19 protein-coding genes are annotated in these 17,979 nt (G+C 60.1%); 5 read left to right on the top strand and 14 right to left on the bottom strand.

What is annotated here, in order from left to right:
* Positions 1–10: 10 nt before the first annotated feature.
* Both tyrS and ACILSL_RS12205 read right to left on the bottom strand, forming a co-directional pair.
* A complete protein-coding gene (tyrS, locus tag ACILSL_RS12210) occupies positions 11–1,276 on the bottom strand; it encodes a tyrosine--tRNA ligase (RefSeq protein WP_395732314.1) in 1,266 nt (421 codons plus the stop codon).
* Between the two features lie 89 nt (positions 1,277–1,365).
* Entirely contained in the window at positions 1,366–1,878 is a 513-nt protein-coding gene (locus tag ACILSL_RS12205) for a hypothetical protein (protein ID WP_395732313.1), read from the bottom strand.
* 92 nt (positions 1,879–1,970) lie between these two features.
* On the opposite strand from ACILSL_RS12205, the gene ACILSL_RS12200 reads away from it, so the two are divergent.
* Entirely contained in the window at positions 1,971–4,052 is a 2,082-nt protein-coding gene (locus ACILSL_RS12200) for an arylsulfatase (protein ID WP_395732312.1), read from the top strand.
* Here the strand turns inward: ACILSL_RS12200 and ACILSL_RS12195 are convergent.
* From ACILSL_RS12195 to nrdR, 8 genes are all read right to left on the bottom strand, one after another.
* Positions 4,027–5,349 (bottom strand): O-antigen ligase family protein, encoded by a 1,323-nt coding sequence (locus ACILSL_RS12195; RefSeq protein ID WP_395732311.1) that lies wholly within the window; start codon positions 5,347–5,349, stop codon positions 4,027–4,029. The two genes, ACILSL_RS12200 and ACILSL_RS12195, sit on opposite strands and share 26 nt — an antisense overlap.
* Entirely contained in the window at positions 5,346–5,786 is a 441-nt protein-coding gene (locus ACILSL_RS12190) for a DUF3592 domain-containing protein (RefSeq protein WP_395732310.1), read from the bottom strand. Before ACILSL_RS12190 ends, ACILSL_RS12195 begins: the two co-directional genes overlap by 4 nt.
* Before the next feature lie 71 nt (positions 5,787–5,857).
* The gene (locus tag ACILSL_RS12185) at positions 5,858–6,502 is read right to left on the bottom strand and encodes a class I SAM-dependent methyltransferase (protein ID WP_395732309.1); all 645 of its coding nucleotides are present in this window, start codon (positions 6,500–6,502) and stop codon (positions 5,858–5,860) included.
* Positions 6,502–7,653, bottom strand: a complete 1,152-nt coding sequence (locus ACILSL_RS12180; protein ID WP_395732308.1) for a DUF3419 family protein — start codon at positions 7,651–7,653, stop codon at positions 6,502–6,504. The genes ACILSL_RS12185 and ACILSL_RS12180 overlap by 1 nt, the downstream gene beginning before the upstream one ends.
* Positions 7,654–7,869: 216 nt before the next feature.
* Positions 7,870–8,298, bottom strand: a complete 429-nt coding sequence (locus tag ACILSL_RS12175) for a hypothetical protein (protein WP_395732307.1) — start codon at positions 8,296–8,298, stop codon at positions 7,870–7,872.
* Between the two features lie 86 nt (positions 8,299–8,384).
* Positions 8,385–8,645 carry a hypothetical protein gene (locus ACILSL_RS12170; RefSeq protein WP_395732306.1) on the bottom strand — a complete coding sequence of 87 codons (261 nt, stop codon included), beginning with the start codon at positions 8,643–8,645 and terminating at the stop codon, positions 8,385–8,387.
* A gap of 250 nt (positions 8,646–8,895) precedes the next feature.
* Positions 8,896–9,249 carry a histidine triad nucleotide-binding protein gene (locus ACILSL_RS12165; RefSeq protein ID WP_395732305.1) on the bottom strand — a complete coding sequence of 118 codons (354 nt, stop codon included), beginning with the start codon at positions 9,247–9,249 and terminating at the stop codon, positions 8,896–8,898.
* A 6-nt stretch (positions 9,250–9,255) separates the two neighbouring features.
* Positions 9,256–9,744, bottom strand: a complete 489-nt coding sequence (gene nrdR, locus ACILSL_RS12160; RefSeq protein WP_395732304.1) for a transcriptional regulator NrdR — start codon at positions 9,742–9,744, stop codon at positions 9,256–9,258.
* 105 nt (positions 9,745–9,849) lie between these two features.
* Here nrdR and ACILSL_RS12155 point away from each other — a divergent pair, with 105 nt between their 5' ends.
* A complete protein-coding gene (locus ACILSL_RS12155) occupies positions 9,850–10,392 on the top strand; it encodes a flavoprotein (RefSeq protein WP_395732303.1) in 543 nt (180 codons plus the stop codon).
* Here the strand turns inward: ACILSL_RS12155 and ACILSL_RS12150 are convergent.
* Positions 10,376–11,218, bottom strand: a complete 843-nt coding sequence (locus tag ACILSL_RS12150; RefSeq protein WP_395732302.1) for a hypothetical protein — start codon at positions 11,216–11,218, stop codon at positions 10,376–10,378. The two genes, ACILSL_RS12155 and ACILSL_RS12150, sit on opposite strands and share 17 nt — an antisense overlap.
* A gap of 16 nt (positions 11,219–11,234) precedes the next feature.
* Entirely contained in the window at positions 11,235–12,275 is a 1,041-nt protein-coding gene (locus tag ACILSL_RS12145) for an SMP-30/gluconolactonase/LRE family protein (RefSeq protein ID WP_395732301.1), read from the bottom strand.
* Between the two features lie 78 nt (positions 12,276–12,353).
* Between ACILSL_RS12145 and ACILSL_RS12140 the strand changes: the two genes are divergently transcribed.
* The 3 genes from ACILSL_RS12140 to ACILSL_RS12130 all read left to right on the top strand — a co-directional run bounded on the left by ACILSL_RS12140 (position 12,354) and on the right by ACILSL_RS12130 (position 14,935).
* Positions 12,354–13,826 carry a glycoside hydrolase family 10 protein gene (locus ACILSL_RS12140; protein ID WP_395732300.1) on the top strand — a complete coding sequence of 491 codons (1,473 nt, stop codon included), beginning with the start codon at positions 12,354–12,356 and terminating at the stop codon, positions 13,824–13,826.
* 133 nt (positions 13,827–13,959) lie between these two features.
* Positions 13,960–14,550, top strand: coding sequence for a PAS domain-containing protein (locus ACILSL_RS12135; protein WP_395732299.1), 591 nt, complete (start codon positions 13,960–13,962; stop codon positions 14,548–14,550).
* A 100-nt stretch (positions 14,551–14,650) separates the two neighbouring features.
* Positions 14,651–14,935 carry a hypothetical protein gene (locus ACILSL_RS12130; protein WP_395732298.1) on the top strand — a complete coding sequence of 95 codons (285 nt, stop codon included), beginning with the start codon at positions 14,651–14,653 and terminating at the stop codon, positions 14,933–14,935.
* Positions 14,936–14,960: 25 nt separating this feature from the next.
* Here the strand turns inward: ACILSL_RS12130 and ACILSL_RS12125 are convergent, their stop codons facing one another.
* Positions 14,961–15,824 (bottom strand): hypothetical protein, encoded by an 864-nt coding sequence (locus tag ACILSL_RS12125; protein WP_395732297.1) that lies wholly within the window; start codon positions 15,822–15,824, stop codon positions 14,961–14,963.
* 240 nt (positions 15,825–16,064) lie between these two features.
* Positions 16,065–17,744, bottom strand: coding sequence for a 30S ribosomal protein S1 (gene rpsA, locus ACILSL_RS12120; protein ID WP_395732296.1), 1,680 nt, complete (start codon positions 17,742–17,744; stop codon positions 16,065–16,067).
* Positions 17,745–17,979 lie beyond the last annotated feature (235 nt).

The following is a 17,979-nucleotide window of genomic DNA, read 5'->3' as shown; positions in this document are numbered from 1 at the left end:
CATCGCTAACTCACACCCCCGTCACCCTCACCGTCGCATAGCTTTTTTTCCCCTTGCGCAGAATGCAGAGTTTGGCGCCGAGGAAGTTTCCAGCCGTCAGCACCGGCACTTCTCCAGCAGGCACCTGGACGTTGTTGATGTAGAAGCCGCCGCCTTTCATGAGACGACCCGCATCCCCCTTGGAGGTGGCCAGGCCGAGCGTCACCAGCAGATCCGCAATCGGCGGGATGTTCGCAAGATCGACTTCCGTGCTTGGTGCCGAAGCGGTGGCTTCGATCAGCGTGCCCACATCCGCAGTGGCCAGATCAGCACCTCCAAAGAGTGCCTGGGAGGCGAGGATGACCTTTTGCAGCTCCTCTTCGCCATGCACCATGCGGGTGACTTCGGCGGCGAGGCGTTTGTGGCCGCTGCGCTGTCCGGGATTCGCGTTGTGCTCGGCTTCGATGGCTTCGATCTCCTCATGCGAGAGCAGCGTGAACTGGCGCAGGAAGCGCGGCACGTCGGGGTCTTCGGAGTTCATCCAGAACTGGTAGAAGGCGTAGGGGCTGGTCTTGGTGGCATCCATCCAGATGGCCCCGGCTTCAGACTTGCCGAACTTCTTGCCCGAGCTCGTGGTGATGAGCGGGAAGGTGACCACGTGGGTCTGCTGCCCGCGCATTTTGCGCACGAGGTCGATGCCTGCGGTCATGTTTCCCCACTGGTCGCTGCCGCCGATCTGCACGGTGCAGCCATGGCGTTCATTGAGCACCACAAAGTCGTAGGACTGCAGGATCATGTAGGTGAACTCGGTGTAGGAAATGCCAGTCTCAAGCCGGGCGCTGACGGATTCCTTCGCCAGCATCCATGCAATGGTGAAGTTCTTGCCCACGTCGCGCAGCAGTTCGATGGCGCTGAGCTTGCAGAGCCAGTCGGCGTTGTTCTCGACGATGGTCTGCTCAGGAATCAAGATGCTGCGGATCTGCACCTCGATGCGCTTCACAAATTCAGCCACGGTCTCCGGCGAGTTGAGCGTGCGTTCGTTGGCCTTGCCGCTGGGGTCGCCGATCAAACCGGTGCCGCCACCGACGATGGCGATGGCCTTGTGGCCATGCTCCTGCACACGGCGCAGCGCCATGAGAGGCAGTAGATTGCCGATGTGCAGGCTGTCCGCGGTGGGATCAAAACCGCAGTAGAAGGTCTGCTGCGTCTTGAGGGATTCCTTGAGGGCTTCGAGGTCGCTGCACTGCTTGAGCAGGCCGCGCCATTCGAGATCGGCGATCAGGTCGGTCGTGGGCATGAGAGGGGGAAATGACGAATTTAGACTGACGAAAAGGCGGTGGCCCGCTCAACTTCGTTCCTTGCGATGCGGATGGCGGTAAGACGCCTTTAGGGAGTCGAGCCCGGTTCAGAGCGCAGGAGCTGGGAACCGTTGAATCTTTCGTTGGGCTTGAAGAGCCAGCCGGGGCTTTCATTGCGGACTTCCCAGCGGCGAAGTTCAAACTCAGGCAGCACCAGGTTGCTGTTGGGGTCAAAGACCTTGCGGCCCGTGAAGCGGCCATAGAGGGTGTACTCGGCATTGTGGTCGTCGCCATAGGCATAGCCGCCGTCGGTGGGCGCTTCGGGCAGGCGGTAAGGGATCTTCTGATAGCGCTCGTTCATGATGACGAGCTTTGAGTTCTCCCAGGTCTGCCCCGGACTGCGCACGTAGCCCCAGAGATGCGTGTGATTGATGTAGAAACGGCGGCCGATGAAGTAGTCCCCGCGCGGCTCCATGGCGATCTGGCGGTGGCGCGCCTCCACCGCCGCAGCCTGCTGCGGGCTGAGACCGGTGGTTTCACAGCCGGTGATGAGCAGGCTGGCAAGGCAGAGCAAAAAGGAGAAGAGAACGCGACGTTTCATGGCGGCCGGCACTGTGAAGCGTGACCGGGCCGTCGCAATGGGAAACGCGCAACTTGATGAAAGTCAGCCCACCCCTGCCTCGTCAACGGGCCATGCGTTTTCTGTACCTTTTCGCTTTCTTCGTTTCCGCCGCCTTCGCCGCCGACACACCCAACATCGTCATCATTCTGGCCGACGACTATGGCTACGGCAGCGCCGGATGCTACGGCGCGGATGGCAGCCTGGTGAAGACGCCGAACATTGATCGTCTGGCCAAAGAGGGGCGGCGTTTCACCGATGCAAACACCACCTCCTCCGTCTGCTCGCCCACCCGTTATTCGATCATGACCGGCCGCTACTGCTGGCGCACCTCCCTCACGCATGAGGTGCTGGGCACGTTTTCTCCGCTGCATATTGAGACGACGCGGCTGAACATGGCCTCGCTGCTCAAAAAGCACGGCTATCAAACCGCCGCCATCGGCAAATGGCACCTCGGCTACGGCACGGACGACGGCTCGCTGAAATGGCGCACGGATTACACCGCAGAGCTTTCTCCCGGACCACTGGACATCGGCTTCGACTACCATTTCGGCGTTCCCAGCAATCATGGCGATCTCACCGGCGTCTATGTCGAGAACCGCTTCGTCTATGGCCTGCGCAGCGGTAAAATCCCCGCCGGGATGAAGCTGCACGTGCCCGATTCTGACGATCCGAATTTCCAAGCCACCTACGGCCCCGAAGATACGGAAGGCGGCAAGGCGACGATCCTCAGCCTCGATGCACCACGCCGTGTGAATGAGCGTGTCATGCCTCTGCTCACCACCAGGGCGGCCGAGTGGATCTCTCAGCAAAAGAAAGGCACCCCCTTCTTTCTCTATTACACGCCCGTCGCGGTGCACAATCCCGTCACTCCCGAAAAGGACATCGCCGGACAGAGCAAAGCCGGACCTTACGGTGATTGGATTCTCGAGCTCGACCGCAGTGTCGGCGGCGTGTTAAAAGCGCTGGATGCCAAGGGCATCGCGCAGGACACGCTCGTCATTTTCACCAGCGACAACGGCGGTGTGTTCACGCCCACGCGGGACACCGTGCAGACGCAGGCCTTCAAAGCCGGGCTCAAGGTGAATGCCGGTCTCCGCGGCGGCAAGCACGACGTCTGGGAGGGCGGCTTCAAAGTGCCCTTCATCACCCGCTGGCCCGCGAAGATCCCTGCGGGCACCGAGTGCAGCGACATGATCAGCCTCGCTGACATCCTGGCCACCACGGCGGCCATCGTCGGTGAAAAACTGCCCGCCGCCGCTTCCGCTGCAGAAGACAGCTTCAACGCGCTGCCTGCATTCCTCGGCACCCAGGACGCCGCCCCCACACGCGATCACATGTTCATCCACAGCTCCGACGGAGTTTTTGCGATTCGCAAAGGCCCCTGGAAATGGATCGAAGGGATTCCTGTCAGCGACATCAAACTCGGAGCACGCAAAGCACACGCCACCCAGTTCAAACCCCAGCTTTACAATGTGAAGGACGATCCCGCCGAGACCACAGATGTTAGCGCGCAGAATCCAGAGGTGGTGAAGGAACTGAGTGCGCTGGTGAACCGCTACCGCGATGGCGGCTTCAGCCGCGAACTGCCACCCATCGTCGAGAAAAAGCCGCAGGCAGCACTTCCCGCACTGACTGGAAGCCCGGTGCTGTCGCAGGATTTCAAATCACTGCCCGCCAAACCGTGGACCATGACGCGTGGTGCCTGGCAGGTGCATGACGACGCCATCTGGAACCCCGTGCCAAAAACCGAAGAACAGGGCGCTACACTGACCAGCCCGCTCCCGATCACCGACGGTGCCTTGCAGTATGACATGCAGCTCCACACCGCAGGGCGGCATTCGCTGCGGATTCATACCGCTGGCAAACACTCCATCCGCATCGTCGTCAGCAGCACGGTGCTGGAGATCACCAAAAATCCCGATCAAGGCCAGGACAAAACACAGACCGAACCTCTCGCCCGGCAGAAGATCAAACTCAATGCCGAAGACTGGCAGACGCTGCGCATCACCTTCAAAGGCGATCAGATCACCGCTCAAATCGCAGGGGTCACAGCGACAGGCAAACACCCCGTCATCGCCGAGGTCAAGCAACAGCTCAACATGATCGTGTTCGATGGCGAGGCAGGCTTCAGGAATCTGCAGGTTGTGAAGTAACCGATCCACGCGCCAGCGCGACCGTCAGCGGCAGCCAGAACAGCAGACCCTCGAAACGCGGTGCAGTTGCCAGCGAGGCCAGGGATTCGCCATCAAAGAGCAGTCCACCCCAGCCAAAAGCCAGCAGCGTGATCCACGTGGCATCGCCATGTGCAGACAGTCGGTACGCACGCTTGATTCCATGGCCGAGCACCAGCACCAGCAGGGCCGCACCGATGATCCCACCATGTACGAACGTGGCCAGGAAGGCGCTGTGCAGGTGTGACATCATGGAGATGCTCGTTTTGGCCTGCAGCTCGCATTGCCAGGTGCCGCAGACGCCCCACTGGCCCGTGCCGAGCCACAGGTTGTCCATCGCATGCCAGCCGGCTCGGTAGATGTCGAGGCGGCTGTTGTCGCCACGCTCGACCGCCTTGTGAAAATGATGAGTGATGCCAGGCGCAGAAATGCTGGCCGCCGCCGTTTCTGAACGCCAGCGCACCATGTGTGCAAACAGGGGCGCGCTGGTGAAATAGACCAGCCCCGTGAGCAGGAACACACAGACCGCCATCCTCCCACGCCGCCAGCCCCGTGCTGACAGCAACACTGCATGACCGCATCCCATCGCCAGCATGGCGCCACGGCTGCCGGAAAGAAACGCCGCGAAATGCAGCAGCGCGATGGCGGCCCACGCCATCCGGCGCGGCAAAGGCGTGGCTCCATGCTCCATCAATGCCGCGAGCCACAACGCGGCAAAGCCGAAGATCAATCCCGTGCAGACCGGATTGAGCCCCCCATGCACGAGCAGATTCGTGAGCCGCTCCCCAGCCTGATGCTGGGGCAGCACGAAATACGAAAGCACGATGCTGATCAGCGCGGCGAGAGCACTCGTCATGCCCGTCACCCAGCCCAGGGCGTGCAGGGATTCACGGCTTTGCGCCTGCTGCCAGACAAGCGCGCAAAACATCACCAGCAGGCTGCCGCCGACGATGCCACGCACGATTTCATCCAGGGTGCGGTCTGGCATGAAGGGTATCTGGCTGCAGGAGCGCACCGTCATCCACAGCAGGAACGCGATGACTGAAAGCGCGGCGGCATCCGCCTGCCAGCGCCTGCAGTGAGGCGTCCAGTCTGTCAATGCCAGTGCAGGCAATCCTGCGATCAACAACCACCCGAGATGCACCCAAATATTGGGCAGGCAGGAATGACCCGCCACAAAGCCGGTCACGGCGATTTGTCCCGCCCAAATTCCGGCCATGGAGCGCCGCCACTCATGCGTCGCGCACTCGTTGATGAAGGCAGGCGTCAGGCTTTTCACGCGAACCAGAGTACGGCGGCCAGCATGACCAGCAATAGCGCACAGGTGAGCGCCGCCATCGCTGACCCCTGCCAGGGCAGCGGTTGCACCACGGCCTGCTCAGGATTGCGCGGATGGTAATACACCGGCACCTCTGAACCTTGTGTGAGCCGGGTGATGAATTGGGTGGTCAGACTCGGCGCGTTGGTCACGGCCTGATGGGTGAAACGTGTGCCTTCAAAAGTTTGTCCGCCCACGGAGTAGGAGTAGCGCAGCACCGGGGCATACAGCAGGCAGCCGTCCGGTGTTTTGTGTTTTTCGCGCCGCATTTCCGCCATCACCACACGGCCCTCGGTGCGCCGCCATTCACGCATCGACCATGCAGTGCTGAATCGACGGAGAAAGTAGATGAAGGCAAACAGCGCGAAAACGGCGCCGAGAAGTACAAGGTGGGTCATGAGATGAAGTGGCTTGCGCCACTCCAAAATGAAGGTGGTTCACCGAACTGCACGAAACACTATCGCCACACTCAGGCCTGCTTCCGGCCGATGAAGATGCCGTAGTTCCAGACACCACCGTAGGCGGCAAAACGTTCATCGAGCAGCGGTGCAAACTTCTCGCGCAGACGCGGCCACAGATGGCCCTCCATGCGCACATGGTTCACGCCCATCCAGTTCCGAAACCAGGAGAAGTATGAATCGGAAAAATCCACCACGGCGATGCAGCCGCCTTCAGCAAGATCCTCCCATGCGGCATCAATCGCTTTTTCCCAGCCGGGATTGAACATGGACAAGGCGTACGAAAACAGCACGAGATCATATGGCTTCCCGTCTTCATGCACGGGTGCGGAGTAGGAGCGGCGCAGCAGTGTGGTCTTGTCATCCTTCACTTTCTTCGCGGCGATGGCCAGCATCTGTTCGGAGAGATCCACACCGGTGATGTGGGCCTGTGGAAAACGCCGGCGCAGTCCTGGCAGATTGCGCCCGGTACCGCAGCCGACTTCCAGAATGCGCCGGGGTTTGCTCACACAGGAGGCGCGCATGAGCACACTCTCCCGTCCAAACAGAAAGCTCCAGCGCGTGGCGTCATAGATGCGCGAATGGAACTGGTAGTAGCGCTCCAGCGCCGCGCCGGTTCGGTGGGCGGATGGGGATGTGTCTGCGGTGCTGCTCATCACAGCACCTCCGCAAAGTGCAGGCTGCCATAGGTGCCCACGCGGTCCAGCTGATGCAGGGCTTCCGTGCGTTCAGGGAAGAAGCGCACGCGTGAGCGGATCGCCTCCGGCACAAAGTCGAGGTTCACGCCTGCCGAGCGCATCAGAATTTTAGCGTCGGGAGCGCTGTTGGCGAGGATCAGCTCCCATTCATCCCGCAGAGCTTCGGTGTCGTGGGCCGCGAGCCAGTCCTGATGATCCAGCAGCACGAAGTGCGTGTACTGGCCGGGATACTCGCGCAGGAAGCCGGAGAGCGTGGTGGTGTAGCTCTTCAGGCGGTCCACACGTGCCTTCAGCTCCGGCTGGTTTTCCTGCTTCAGATAATTCGGGCAGCAGCCCAGCGTGTAGGATCCGGTCATGTACACGCGCCAGAAGTAGTTGTCGCTGATTGGCAGCTCCGTGAAGACGTGGCGCAGCTTGTCCTTCACATAATCCGTGAGCCCACCGGGATACGAGTCCTGGATCAGTTTGATCTGCGGACGCGGCACGCCCAGCAGCGTCATCAGCGTGGGCTGCCGCAGCAGCCAGTTGCTGAACGGACCCCAGATCTCGCGTTCGAAGAGTTCATACGCATCGCGCTGCTCCTCCAAGGAGCGGGCATCCAGCAGGCAGGTGGCGAAGTTCTTCACGTTCGGCCGCAGCTTGAAGAGCGCATTGCCCATCACATACGCGGCGATGCCCGATGTACCGTGATAGTAGAACGACTTCTTCAGACTCGTGGGATTGAAGAAGCTGATGCGTTTGTCCCAGAACTTCCGTGCAGGTTCGGACAGCGTTTTGCGCACACGGTCATAAACAAAAGCGTACTCGGCATGGGAGCCGAAGCCGAACATCTCAAACAACTCTTCAAAGTTGCCCTGGCGGATGAGCGCCTGCTTGAGCTCCAGCAGCGCATTCTGCCGGTAGTTCATGTCCACCGCATGGATCTCCGCCGGATTGTCCAGCAGGTAGTCGAGCGCGTTGCAGCCGGCGCTGGTGATCATGACCACGCGGCTGTTCGCATCAAGCTTCATCAATTGCCGGTCGAGTCGCGGATCCTCCCATGCCGTGTTGTAGATGAGGTTGGAATTGTGAACATGGCGGAAGACCAAGTCATGAGCCGATTTCAACATTGGAACCGGACGGCGGGGTGGGGACTCTTTGAGCATGTTCGCGAGGGAGTGAGCATGTGTTCACGCGAAACGTGACAATCAGCCAGCAGGCGAGTGTGTTTGTTTCGTCACACAGCCGCAGGGTGATGCATCACTTGGAGCATCACGCCATTTGGCGTCCTCTCGCACTTCGTCCGTCAGCAAGTGCCGACGCTTTTGCCACACGGCGACCGCCGGTTAATACAGCAGGAAACCGATCTCGCTGTCCGTGAGCTGGGACGTGTCATCCACCGCCAGCAGAGCCTGCGTATCAAAAGTCGCCTCCCAAGGAGTCTCCGCCGCCGCAGCGAGCAGTGGCAGATCAGGCGCGGCCACCACAGGCGCTTCCTGTTTGGCAAGCTGGGTCTCAGCCGCAGGCTGGGTTTGGAAAATCACGAGCGCCAAAGCAAGGGTGGCCACGGTGACCGTGGCGAAGGCCCACTTGGCCGCAGGGGCCGCAAACGAGACATCTTCCCACCAGGTGCGCAAAGCCGCGAGCCAGCCGCGATCCTGCGGCGTCTGCCGGGCGGCACGCACCACGTTCTGGGCGAAATTGGTGCGCACCTCGACCGCGCGGGCCTGGGCCAGCAGCTTGGCGATGGGGTCTTGGGGCGAGAGGGGTTCCATGGCGGACGGGGGGTATGATCAGTCTTTCAAACAGCCCTCACAAACCAAAGTTGCACCCAGACCGGATTTTTTTTGCCCTTTGGCGGCTAGAAATACATGCGCAGTGCGCTGGACCAGCTCCGGCCATTGTAGCTGCCGCCATGACCACCGCCGCTCAGGGTGCCGAAATCGTCCCGGTCCGACCAGCCTTGATCATCCTGCAGATGGAGAAGGCCCTGGAAGGCAAAGCTCGTCAAAAAACCGCTCTCCGCCTTGTAGAGCACGGCACTGCCCCAGATCTGGTCAAAAAACGACGCTGGTTTGGCGGTGGCAGGAGCCAGGGTTGCATTCGCAAGGCTGCCGGTCACGGCTTGCTGCGCAGAGGCCAAGGAACACAGGGCTAAACTGGCAAGCAGCAGCGCACGGTGGAGTTTGCGAGGAGAAAAAAAGGTGCGTGCTAGCGGAACCATTGGGGGGCAATGGGTCCAACGACGGCACTGAAATCATTGTTGCGATATTGTCACAATGTAGGCCGTAGCACGACAACCACGCACGCATGCAACACGTCTGCGCTAAAGGGGATTGGGCATATGGCCCCTGCCCTTTTGAACTCGAGATTCAGCCCGGCGGCCATTCCAGGCTGCGCCCTGCCAGCAGATGCACGTGCAGATGCGGCACCGACTCGCCAGCGTCTTTGCCGTGGTTGATCACCAGCCGAAAGCCCGTGCTGCGGTCCTTGATGCCCAGCTTGTCGGCGATCTTCCCCGCCGCCAGCAGCAGCGCGCCCAGCGTGGCCTGATCCTCCACCACAGCCTCACCCACCCGTGGAATCACCTTCTTCGGGACGATCAGCACATGGACCGGAGCCTGCGGATTGACGTCATTGAAAGCAGCCACCTGATCGTCCTCATAGACGAGCGGGGCGGGGATTTCGCGATCAATGATCTTTTGAAAAATAGTCTTCTCACTCATGGCGGATTAACGAAAAAGTTCCGGCTGCTTCCCATCGCGCGGACGGCGTTCGCCGAGGCTCTTGATCTCGTCGATGAACTCGCCCACGTCCTCAAACTGGCGGTACACGGAGGCATAGCGCACGTAGGCCACATGGTCGATCGACTCCAGACGACGCATCACCTTCGCACCGATCACCGTGCTCGGGATTTCGCGGTAGCCTTCCTCTTCCAGCTCGTTGGCGATGTCATCCACCAGCTGCTCCAGCTGTTCCATCTTCACCGGGCGCTTTTCACAGGACTTGCGCACGCCGCCCAGCAGCTTGTCGCGGTTGAAGTTCTCGCGGGCGCCGTTCCGCTTCACCACGCGCAGTTCTTCGCGCTCCACGATTTCGTAGGTCGTGAAGCGGAAATCGCACTTCATGCATTCCCTGCGGCGGCGGATGGCATGCCCTTCCCGCGCCTCGCGGGAGTCGATGACTTTATCCTGGGAGCTTCCACATTTGGGGCAGCGCATTCAGTTGGGGGGTAGGGGTGGGGAATGTGCTTTCTCGCAGGCACTCTGGCAAGCAGCTTCGTAGTTAGGGCTTTGCGGGCTGATTTTCGCGTTTATCGTTAAGTTATGTCTCGCATCATCCTCGGCGTCACCGGTTCCATCGCAGCTTACAAGGCGGCGGACCTCGCCAGCCAGCTCACCAAGGCCGGCCATGGGGTGACCTGCGTGCTGACGAAATCGGCCTTGGAATTCGTTACGCCTCTCACGCTGGGAACACTGTCTAAAAACCCCGTCATCACCGATTTATTCGCCGAAAAGGAAGGCTGGCAGCCCGGCCACATCCAGCTCGCCGACGAGGCCGATCTCCTTCTCATCGCCCCCGCCACCGCGAATACTCTCGCCTCCATGGCCCATGGCCTGGCCAACGACGCCCTCACCGCCATCGCCTTGGCCACCCGCGCGCCGATCCTGATCGCCCCCGCCATGAACGGCAAAATGTGGCAGCATCCCGCCACCCAGAAGAACGTCGAAACCCTCCGCAGCTTCGGTGCCCAGTTCGTCGAACCCGCCTCCGGCATGCTCGCTTGCGGGTATGAAGGCGTCGGACGGCTGGCGGAGGTCGAAACCATCCTCCAGGCCGTCGCCAAGGTGCTCAGCGCGAAGAAGTGACCCGCCGCAGCCATTCCCTCGCCTTCTCCCGTGCAGGACTCGGCCGCAGCGTCCACGCGTCATTGTGATTACGGAACCCGGTGCTCAGGAAGGTCAGATCGGCCTTCGGCAGCAGTGGGCGCAGATAGGCCTCAGTCTCCTGCGCATTCGCTCCTTCACCGCAGATGAACTGCGGCCGGTTGCCGAGCCGCTTCAGGCGCACCAGAGCCGACTCCCGGTCCGAATGCGGATAAGGCCACTTTTTCACCCCGTCGTAATGGCTGTACGCCAGAAACCCGCACCACAGCCGGGCCGTTTCATCATCGTAAAGCCCCAGATAATTGCAGGCGATCGCTCCGCGCGAAAATCCACACAGCACCACCTTCGCTTCATCACCACCGTAGTCCCTGCAGACCGCCTTCACCGTTTCGCGCAAATTTTTGAGCGTCGGCTGCGGATCATACGTCGGTGCATCGCCCCACCACTTGATCGCGATTTCATCGCCCTTCGCATTCAGATACGGCACGCACAGCCAGATGAATCCACGCCCTGCAGACAGGCCATAGCCCAGATTACTGCCCTCCGGCAGGCCCGTGCTGACATCCCCAAACTTGTTGGTGTAGCCCCCGTTGCCCGCCAGCTCCACGATCACCGGCATCTTGGCACCCGCCTGCCAGTCCGTGGGCAGATACAGCACGCTCAGTCCCACTCGCACCCGCTTTCCGGCCGCAGGCTTGCCTTCGCTCAAAGCAGGCACTTCCAGATCCGGTGGCACGGTGCGGATGTCCGGCAGGTCGGCTGCCATGAGCAGCGCTGGCAGCAGCAAAAAGGGAATGAAGGCTTTCATGCAATCAAGGCTCCTTTCATTTCAGCGGCACGCTCCACAGATGGCTTCCGGAAGTGATGAAAAGCGTCTTGCCATCCTTGCCGCCAAAGGCGCAGTTGCAGCACTCATCCGGACCCACAGGGATGAAGTCGAGCAGGCGTCCTGAAGGAGACAGGATGTAGCAGCCCGCCTTGAAGCGCGTGTTTTCAAACTCAGTCGCCTTGTTCGTGCCCGCAGCCACATAGATGCGCCCTTCACCGTCCATCTTCATGCCATCGGGACCCCGACCATCTTTCCAGTCAAAGATCACTTTTCGCGTGCCTGGCTTCACATCCCCGTTGTTATCCAGCGTGTAGCGCAGCAGCTTCCGCGAACCGCCGTGGGTGTTGTTATTGTTGTCGGCGATGTAGAGATAGCGGTCGTCGGGGGAGATCAAAATGCCGTTGGGTCGTTCCATTCCTGAGAACACTCCAGTGACCAAGCCCCCGGTAAGCACCTTGGTCACTTTGTTGGGCGCGGTGATTCGATAAACGCTTTCAACTTTGGGTGGGTATTCCGTGAATATGCCGTCAATGCTTTCATTGTGAATTACAGGTCCTTCTCCAAGTTTTGCAGCGCTATAGTTGGTCGTATCCAGGGTGATCTCCATCCCCTTCCGCGATCCATACCTCGGATCGGTGAAATAAATCCGCCCCTTCGAATCCATGCATAGATCATTCGGCGAATTGAAGCGCTTCCCCTCAAACCGGTCCGCCAGCACCGTGATGCTCCCATCCTTCTCCGTGCGCGTCACCCGCCGCAAACCCGACTCACAGGCCACGAGCCGCCCCTCCTTGTCAAACAGCAGACCATTCGAGGCATTGTGCCGAAACACCGTCGTCTTCCCATCCGGCCCCATTCGGTTGATGTGCTTGCCATCCGTGAAATAGAGCGAGCCGTCTTTCCACGCGGGACCTTCTGTCGCGCCGACGGCCCCATGATCTTTGGGTTTGGCACCGGGAACGACCGGTGAGCGCTGCGATGAGCAGGAGGCCAGGAGGACTGCCAGGGCGAGATGGGAAAGTGTTCGAAAGGACATGAATTGCATCAATACGGCACACATTGGAAAATTTCAGCGACACATCCATCACACAGCGTTTTCTTGAGGCGCATGCTTTTGAAATTTCTGCTCCCGATTTCCCTTCTCCTCACCGCCACGCTGCACGCCCAGACCAGCGTGCCCCTGCCGGCGCGTGAGCTGCGTGGATCATGGATCGCGACGGTGCATTGCATCAATTGGCCCAGTGAGCCGGGGCTGCCCGTGGCCAAGCAAAAGGCGCAGTTGAAGACGCTCATCGATTCGGCGGCGGACGTGGGCTTGAACGCCCTCATTTTCCAGGTGCGTCCGGCGGGAGATGCCTTGTATCCCTCGCAGATTGAACCTTGGTCGCCTTTTCTCACGGGCCAGATGGGCGTAGCACCCTCACCCTTGTGGGACCCCCTGGAGTTTGCGGTGAAGGAGGCACACAAGCACGGCATGGAGCTGCACGCCTGGTTCAATCCCTTTCGCGCACTCGCTGGCGAAAAACGCGTCCCCAGCAAAGACCACATCGTGCGCAAGCATCCCGAATGGACGATGAAATACGGCCCCGACACCTGGATGGACCCAGGCATCCCCGAAGTGCGCGCCCAGGCCATCGCAGTCATCATGGATGTCACGCGCCGCTACGATTTGGATGGCATTCACATCGACGATTATTTCTATCCGTATCCGCTCACGGATGCCGCCAAGAAAAAGATCGAGTTTCCCGACAGCGAAACGTTTGCGCGCTACAAAGCCACCGGCGGCACACTGGAACTCACGGCATGGCGGCGGCAGAATGTCGATGAGACCGTACGTCTCATTTACGAGGGCATCAAGGCGGAGAAGCGCCACGTGAAGTTTGGCATCAGCCCCTTCGGTCTGTGGCGGCCCAATTATCCCGAAGGCACCGGCGGCGGGTTGGATCCCTTTGAAGATCTCGGCGCGGACTCGCGCAAATGGCTGCAGCAGGGCTGGGTCGATTACCTCACGCCACAGCTCTACTGGACCATCGACCGGCCCAAGCTCGGCTTCATCACCTACTACGACTGGTGGCTGGAGCAAAACACCCAGGGCCGCCACATCTGGCCCGGCATGAACTCTTCCAAGGTCGGTGATGATCGCAATGCCGGCGAGATCCTCCACCAGATGAGCGTGCTGCGTGAGCGCGGCCTGAAAATGACCCCGGGCCACTTCCACTGGAACTTTGGCTCCCTGCACAAAGACCTCGGCAAGCTCGGCACCTACACCAAGCAGCGCGCCTACACCTCGCATGCCATCCCGCCCGCCTCCCCATGGCTCAGCCAGACGCAGCTGCCAGCACCCGTTGTCGGCAAACTCACGCCCGGCGGCAAGCTCACCGTCGCCTGGCAGCACAGTGACATACGCTGGATGAGCGCCACTCGCTGGTGGGTCATGCAGGCGCAGATCAACGGCAAATGGATCACCTGGGAAACCTATTTCAAAGACCAGCTCAGCGCCCCCTGGCCGGACAATGCGACTGCTGTGGCCATTCGTGCAGGCGGCCTTGGCTGGGAAGTGGGAGAGGCGGGAGTCGTGCTCAAATGAGGGTGCAAATCCAGCGCCTGTGCTTGGAGTCCATGAGCACCTGGCATTGGTATTCTGCTGCAAGAAAGAAGCCGTAGATTGAACGATCACTCAATGTGAGAGTGTTGATAGGTGGAGCGATACAGCTTTTTGAATGGACATAAAACTTAAAGACCCTGCCCAACTCGCTCTGAGAGCGGTCAATCAAATTTCAGCCATGGTGGCCTACTGGGATTCAGAGCAGCGTTGCCTGTTCTCCAATGAAGCCTACCGCGAGTGGTTTGGAAAAAGTCCGGCGGAAATGCTGGGCATGTCCATGCAGGATCTTCTGGGGCCTTTGTATGCATTGAATCTTCCCTACATTCATGGAGCACTCCGCGGTGAGCCCCAGCAGTTCGAACGGCATATTCCCCTTCCTCAAGGCGGGGCCAAAGACAGCATCGCCACCTACACACCGGATGTGGAGGGCGGAGTGGTACGGGGATTCTGGGTGCACGTGGCAGATGTGACGCCTCTGCGCATGCGTGAAGCTCAGCTGGAACGTGCCATCACAGAAAGAGACGAGGCGCTGGCAGAAGTCCGCACCCTGCGTGGCCTGCTGCCCATCTGCGCTGCCTGCAAAAATATCCGCGATGCCAGCGGGGAGTGGCATGGCCTTGAGGCCTATGTCTCGGCACACACGGAAGTCAGCTTCACGCATTCCCTCTGCCCGTCCTGCCTGCCCATCTACTTTCCCGAAGGCTGAAGGGTCTGGCCTCCTCTGCGAACAAGGAGACTACAAAGCTGCTCCTTTTGTGGAGCCACATGAGGGTTGTCATCCCGGACACAGGCCGCATGTTATTCCCATGAGACCGAGGACATTCGAAATCCGTGGGCTGCCCGCCATGCTGCTGCTGGGAGTGGTTGCCGTCGTCGGAGCCGGGCTCATTGCGTTGGTTCTCATGGTCGGTGCTGCGGTGGCCGTGGCCGGCCTGGCGATTTCCGCTGTCGCGGCGCTTTACTACACGCTGCGCCGCAAACTCTCCGGACCCAAGCGAGACATCTGGCTGGAGCCCGCTCCACCTCCCACGACGGCATCGCTCGAAGTGCGGGACATCGAAGTGGAGGTGCTGCCGGATAAGGAACGCTGAAGCTAAAGGGCTCAAGCCGTGAAGCTCACGCGCAATATTCACGGAACAAGCCGCCCATCATGCAGCCCAGCTGATTGCCAGGCGCGAAGTTGCCGCGTGTGTACAGCACAATCGCGTACGGCGTGTTGCGGTGATAAAAGAACAGCGACTCGTGATCCCATTCGCCGTAGTTCCCCGTCTTGCCGCCGATGTAGGTAATGCTCGCGGGCATCACCCAGCGGCCGAGGCCGTATTGATCGCGCCTCATCGCCTCCAGCAGCAGTTCGCAGCCATAGTCGAGCCTGTAGTTCACGCACCGCTCATAAAACTCGGCGTAAAAGCGCGGCGACTGCCAGTTGTTGAGGATCTGCACATCCGGCAGGTGGTACTTTCGCTCAAAGTACTGCTCATCGGCAAGCGTGAGGCGTGCCATCAGGTAGAACCAGGAGGCGTTGATGCTCTGATCACAGGCATACACGATGTTCTGAAACTCCTCACGAGTGAGATTGCCACGGCGTTTCTCCAGCAGCACCGCGGCCACCGCAGGTTTGGGCATCGAGCCCCCCACGAACAGTTTGTCGGCCTGGAACTCGGCGAGGTATCGCCCCGTGGCCAGATTTTTGACTGCGTAGCCGATGCGCGGATCGCGCTTGTGAGTACGATACACGTACTCCATGCCTGCCGTAAACGGCCTGCCATGCGCGCTGTGAGAGCGGAAACGCAGCCGGGCCCCCGAAGCGAGAAAGCGATTGTGATACTCCCACTGCGCACGCGTTTGACGGGCCGAGGGGCTGAGCATCGATGAAGAAGAAGCCGCGCAGCCGGTCAATGCCGTAGGCAATGCCAGCAGGCCACGCTGCAGCCACGTGCGGCGTGTCTCTGGAAGCGCTGAAATAACGTCCTCGGACATCTCCGAAACTGCCCTCCCCCACAGGAGTCTGCCAGCGGGAAAGTGTCAGAAGATTGTGGCCATCGTGCGAGTGCGAAGGCCGCATTCCACTCTTCCTCCTCCCGGTCCCATGGAGCGTCCCCACTCACCCAGCGCCAAGAAATCCAAACGCGGGAGGAAGATTAGGATTGAGTCAAAAAAAGAGGGCACCTTTCGGCGCCCTCTTCGTGGTTGATTGGATGTTGAATCTCAGATCGCGGATTACTGACCGCCTGGACGCCACTCTTCGGTGGCGAACTTGAAGGCCTGCTCCAGACCGACGAGGTCGGTGCTTGGGCGCAGCGCTTCGAAGGCCTGGCTTTCCTTCTGGATGTCGGCTTCGCTGTAGTTCATGGCCTTGATGGAAAGGCCGATGCGGCGCTCCACCTTGTCCACCTTGATGACGCGTGCTTCCACTTCGTCGCCAACGTTGAGCTTGTCCTTCACCTTCTCGATGCGGTCTTCGCTGATCTGCGAGATGTGCACCAGGCCGTCGATGTCGTCTTCCAGTTCGACGAAGGCACCGAAGGAGGCGATCTTGGCCACGCGGCCCTTCACGACGTCGCCCACCTTGAAGCGGGTGTCGATGATGGACCATGGATCGGTGTCCAGCTGCTTCATGCCGAGGCTGATGCGCTGGTTGGCCTTGTCGATGCCGAGAACCACGGCGTCCACTTCCTGGCCCTTCTTGAGGAGCTCGGAAGGATGGTTGATCTTGCGGGTCCAGCTCAGGTCGGACACGTGGATCATGCCGTCGATGCCTTCTTCCAGCTCCACAAACGCACCGTAGGCGGTGAGGTTGCGGACGGCACGCTTCATCACAGTGCCAATCGGGTAACGAGCGTCAATGTCGTCCCAAGGATTCGTGTCGAGCTGACGCACGCCGAGGCTGATCTTGCGCTCTTCCTTGTTGATGCCAAGGACGGAAGCTTCGATTTCCTGACCCACGGTAAGAACGTCGGAAGGACGGGCGATGCGCTTCGTCCAGGACAGTTCGGAGACGTGGACGAGGCCTTCGACGCCTTCTTCCACTTCCACAAACGCGCCGTAGGCGACGAGCTTCGTGACCTTGCCGCGCACGCGCTGGCCGACTGGGTAACGGGCTTCGATGTTTTCCCAAGGATTGTTCTGCAGCTGCTTGAGGCCCAGGGAGACACGCTCCTTCTCGCGGTTGACTTCGAGAATCTGGACTTCGATCTTCTGCCCAATTCCGAGCATTTCGGAAGGATGGTTGAGGCGGCCCCAGGACATGTCCGTGATGTGGAGCAGTCCGTCCATGCCGTTGAGGTCCACGAACGCACCGAAGTCGGTGATGTTCTTGACCACACCGATGACCTTGTCGCCAGGGGTGACGCCATCGAGGAACTTCTGGCGTTGTTCGGCGCGCTCGGCCTCGATGACTTCGCGGCGGGAAAGCACGATGTTTTTGCGCTCGTCGTTGATCTTGACGATCTTGAATTCGAACACCTTGCCGACGTATTCGTTGAGATCCTTCGGCGGGATGATGTCGATCTGGCTGCCGGGCAGGAAGGCTTCGACGCCCACGTTGACCATGAGGCCGCCTTTGACGACGCTCTTGATCTTGCCTTTGACGAGACCGCCGTCCTTGAAGACGTTGTAGATCTTCTCCCAGTTCTGACGGTGGGCGGCTTTCTCCTTGGAGAGAACGACCATGCCTTCGTCGTTTTCGAGGCGTTCGAGGAGGACTTCCACCTCATCGCCCACCTGGATGTCTTCATCTTCGAACTCGTTGGAGGGGATGGCTCCTTCGGACTTGTAGCCGATATCGACGAGGATGACCTGCGGTTTGATTTCAAGGATCTTGCCTTTGACGATGGATCCTTCGGAAAGCTCGCGGAAAGAACCTGCGATCAGGTCTGCGAGTGTAGCGGTTGCGCTCATTATCTGTTGTTTACGGGTTGCGAGTGTTTAGAGGGTAACCGCTCGCAAACCTCCACTCCTGAGGCGTACGGCGGGCTTTCGTCCCGCAAAGCCAAAAGGCCTCCGGACAAGAGGGGCGGGATTCTCGGAGAAGTTCCGCGTTTGGCAAGGGGGAAGTTAAGGGTGTGAAAGCGCCATTTTGCCCCTCTCTCTGCCCGTCAACCACCTCCCGGATCCATTCTGTGCCCGCATGACT

The sequence above is a fragment of the Prosthecobacter sp. genome, from assembly GCF_044222345.1.
Taxonomy (GTDB): Bacteria; Verrucomicrobiota; Verrucomicrobiia; order Verrucomicrobiales; family Verrucomicrobiaceae; genus Prosthecobacter.
This window is presented reverse-complemented; position numbering and strand designations above follow the sequence as displayed.